The sequence below is a fragment of the Chryseobacterium sp. genome (assembly GCF_022712095.1).
In the GTDB taxonomy this organism is placed as follows: domain Bacteria; phylum Bacteroidota; class Bacteroidia; order Flavobacteriales; family Weeksellaceae; genus Chryseobacterium.
Map to the genome: position 1 here is coordinate 1 of NZ_JALAHD010000211.1, position 3,777 is coordinate 3,777.

Here is a 3,777-nt window from a genome sequence, read left to right on the forward strand (position 1 = left end):
AAGCAGATTTTTATATTAATTATAATTATTAAAATATTTTTTTAATGATTTTTGATATTCTTTCCAGCTCTTCTTCTTTTAGATTGGACCCCGAAGGTAAGCATAGACCATTTTCAAATAGATACTCCGCTACCTTATCTCCATAATAAGGGGCATCAGCAAAAACAGGCTGCATATGCATAGGCTTCCAGAGAGGCCTGGACTCTATATTATCTTCTAAAAAAGCCAATCTAAGATCCTCACGGGTCTTTCCTGTTTTCTTTTCATCTATTATAATAGCTGACAACCAATGATTGGAGTAAAAATCAGAACTGGTTTCTGAAAGGACCTCCACTCCATCAATATCTCTAAACAATTCCACATAAAAGTCATGTACATTTCTACGTGCCTCTACTCTGTCCTTTAAAACTTCCATCTGCCCACGTCCTATTCCTGCAGTAATATTACTCATTCTATAGTTATATCCTATATGGGAATGCTGATAATGGGGTGCATTATCTCTTGCCTGAGTAGATAAAAATACGGTTTTATTCTTATCTTCCAAACTATGACAAACTAATGCTCCCCCTCCTGAAGTTGTTATAATCTTGTTTCCGTTAAAAGATAAAATTCCAAAATGGCCAAAGGTTCCGCAAGCTTTGCCTTTATATTTTGAACCCAATGCTTCTGCAGCATCTTCAATAACAGGAATATCATATTTTGCAGCTATAGACAAAATTTCATCCATTTTCGCTGGCATCCCGTATAGATGAACAACTATTATTGCTTTAGGTTTTTTCCCTTTGGAAATTCGATCTTCTATAGCTTTTTGTAAAGCTTCTGGACATATATTCCACGTATCTTTTTCAGAATCTACAAAAACTGGTTGAGCACCTTGATAAGCAATTGGGTTAGCGGAAGCTGAAAATGTCATGGACTGGCAAATCACTTCGTCTCCATACACTACTCCACATTCAACCAAGGCCAAATGTAAAGCAGCTGTCCCAGCCGATAAAGCCGCTACTTTTACATCATCATTTAGAAATTTTTCTAAATCCTGCTCAAATCCGTCTACATTCGGACCTAAAGGAGCTACCCAATTAGCATCAAAAGCCTCATGGATGTATTTGAGTTCACCGCCTCCCATATGAGGTGAAGAAAGCCATATCTTAGAGTTCATAGCTAGATTATTTTAATTACAAATCGTTTATTTTAATTATTTTCCCAGGATTTCCAACAACGGTTACTCCATCTGGAATATCTTTTATAATAACAGCACCCGCTCCTATCGTACACCACTTTCCGATTTTCACTCCCTGGATCACACTGGTTCCTATTCCTATATGGGTTCCTTCTCCTACTTCAACACCACCCGCCAAAGCTACATTGGGAGAAAGATGCACAAAGTCATGAACTACACAATCATGGTCTATAGAGGCATTGGTATTAATAATACAGTGTCTTCCGATTCTTGATTCAGAGTTAATGGTTGCTCCCGGCATTACTACTGTTCCCTCCCCAATACTTGCTCTTACAGAAATTATAGCCCTAGGGTGAGAAAGAATACTGTATTTGAAATCATGATGATCCGTGACAATTTTTTTCCGGGTTTTGTTGTTACCAATAGAAATGGTTACTTCAATATTTTCTTTAGGAATTTCATGAATAACAGAATATCCCAAGAGTTCTTTTTTAGATAAATCTTCATCAATGTATGCTTCTATTGTATAGTTATTTTCTTCTGCAATTTCCGCTACTACTTTTCCATGACCACTTGCTCCATACAAATACATATCTTATTTATTTAAATTAGTTTTTTCCATTAAAGGCTTCCGTGGTGACCTGTCCCTCCTGGCTGATACCTTCACTTTTGAAAACTTTTTTAAAGGTAGTAAAAAACACTTTACAGTCGGTAAGAAATGAAAGATTATCTACATACCAGACATCTAGTTCAAATTTTTTGGCCCAGGAAATGGCATTCCTCCCATTCACCTGCGCCCAGCCTGTAATTCCAGGTCTCACTTCGTGACGTCTCTTCTGTGTTTCATTATATAGAGGCAAGTACTGTGGCAACAAGGGACGGGGACCTATAATAGCCATATCACCTTTTAAAACATTAATTAGTTGAGGAAGTTCATCTAAAGAGGTTTTGCGTACAAAAGCTCCAATGGATGTCAAACGTTCCGCATCGGATAATAAGTTTCCATCAGCATCTTTTTTATCATTCATCGTTTTAAATTTAATGATTTTAAAGATTTTTTCATTCAAACCCGGGCGAGCCTGAAAGAAGAAAGGTTTACCCCTATTAGCAAAATATAGGCCTATAGCAACAATAATAAAAACAGGACTAAGTATAATCAGAGCTAAAAAAGCAATGAAAAAGTCAATCATTCTCTTAAAAAAGCTTTTATACATCTCTTACTAAATTTAAAATTAATCCACGATTTTTTTGATCGCCTCTAAATATTGCTGAGCTAAGACTTCTCTGTCAAAATTCAGTTTAGCGTATCGGTACCCATTTTCTCCTTCTTCTTTCAATCTCATGGGATCATTCAAATATGTCCTTATTATCCTATTGTATTCCTCTGTATTTTCCGGTTCTACATAAGTTCCTGCTTTAGCATCTTTCACCAGTTCACGGGAAACCCCATCTATAGCCATTAATATAGGTTTTTTGCATGAAAAATAATCAAATGATTTATTAGAATAAACAGTCTTAAATGTATCTACTTTTTTCAAAACTGAAGCTCCCATTTCCGAAGCTAGTATATATTTGAATACTTCCTTTTTAGGCACAGGATCTAAAAAAATAACATTTTTCACATTCAGCTGAACTGCTTTTTCTTTTAATCTTTCTTTCTCCATTCCCTGCCCTATCAATAAAAAAAGGACATTAGTATCTTCCAACTTTTTCCCAGCTTCTAAAATTTGGTCTAAATGATTAGCCACTCCATGAGCTCCAACATAAGTAATAACAAAATGCCCATCTAAACTATGCTCTTTTCTAAAAAGCTCTCTATCAAAACTCTCTAATATTTCATCTGAAAGTGAAAAATCAGCTGCATTAGGAATCATCACTAGTTTTTCTTTACTTACTTTTTTCTTTTCGTTTAGAGTTTTATAAAAAGCAGGGGTAAGAACATTAATTAATCTTGCTTTTTTATAAATGAAAGCTTCAAACCAATAAGCAAGCTTTATAATCCATTTATTGGTAAGTACTCCTGTATCAATAGCAGATTCAGGCCATAAATCTCTAATTTCAAAGATCATAGGCATCCTTTTAAGTCGAGATATTAAATATCCGGATCCCCCTACGAATAAAGGCGGTGAAGTTACTATTACTGCATCAAATTTTCCTTCGATCTTAAAAAGTCCGGCCCATAATGAAGAAAACATAAAAGAAAAATATCCCCAAAGACGACCTATAAATCCATTATTATATGATTCGGAAACATGAGTACGATAAACATTCACCTTTCCTTGCTTCTTCTTTACAAAATATTTTTTCTTATACTCTTCCCTTTTAGAAAGACCGTTATAATGCATCATACCTGCAATGACCGTTACTTCATGCCCTTGAGATGTCCATGTCTTAGTCATTTCATTCCATCTTGATCCTCCCGGATCATCTTCTTCTAAAAAGTATTGATGTAGTAATAATATCTTCATTATTTTTTATTAAAAAATTCATAGTAATATATATACGACTCTTCACTATAACCAATTATTTTATCACTTATAGATGATGCACTCCCATCCTCAAAATGTTTTATTTCGACTAAATCATTAATATAGTAT

Annotated in this window: 4 protein-coding genes; all 4 read right to left on the reverse strand. The window is 34.7% G+C overall.

The genetic code is table 11. From position 1 onward, the window contains the following. Positions 1 to 28 precede the first annotated feature (28 nt). Genes Q0A18_RS11150 through Q0A18_RS11165 form a run of 4 tightly spaced genes read right to left on the reverse strand, consistent with a single transcriptional unit; the run spans position 29 to position 3,648 of the window. The gene (locus Q0A18_RS11150) at positions 29 to 1,159 is read right to left on the reverse strand and encodes an aminotransferase class I/II-fold pyridoxal phosphate-dependent enzyme (protein WP_292010228.1); all 1,131 of its coding nucleotides are present in this window, start codon (positions 1,157 to 1,159) and stop codon (positions 29 to 31) included. A gap of 16 nt (positions 1,160 to 1,175) precedes the next feature. Then, entirely contained in the window at positions 1,176 to 1,772 is a 597-nt protein-coding gene (locus Q0A18_RS11155; protein WP_292010229.1) for an acetyltransferase, read from the reverse strand. 16 nt (positions 1,773 to 1,788) lie between these two features. Continuing rightward, positions 1,789 to 2,394 carry a sugar transferase gene (locus tag Q0A18_RS11160; protein ID WP_292010230.1) on the reverse strand — a complete coding sequence of 202 codons (606 nt, stop codon included), beginning with the start codon at positions 2,392 to 2,394 and terminating at the stop codon, positions 1,789 to 1,791. Positions 2,395 to 2,412: 18 nt separating this feature from the next. Next, the gene (locus Q0A18_RS11165; protein WP_292010231.1) at positions 2,413 to 3,648 is read right to left on the reverse strand and encodes a glycosyltransferase family 4 protein; all 1,236 of its coding nucleotides are present in this window, start codon (positions 3,646 to 3,648) and stop codon (positions 2,413 to 2,415) included. Between the last annotated feature and the right edge of the window lie 129 nt (positions 3,649 to 3,777).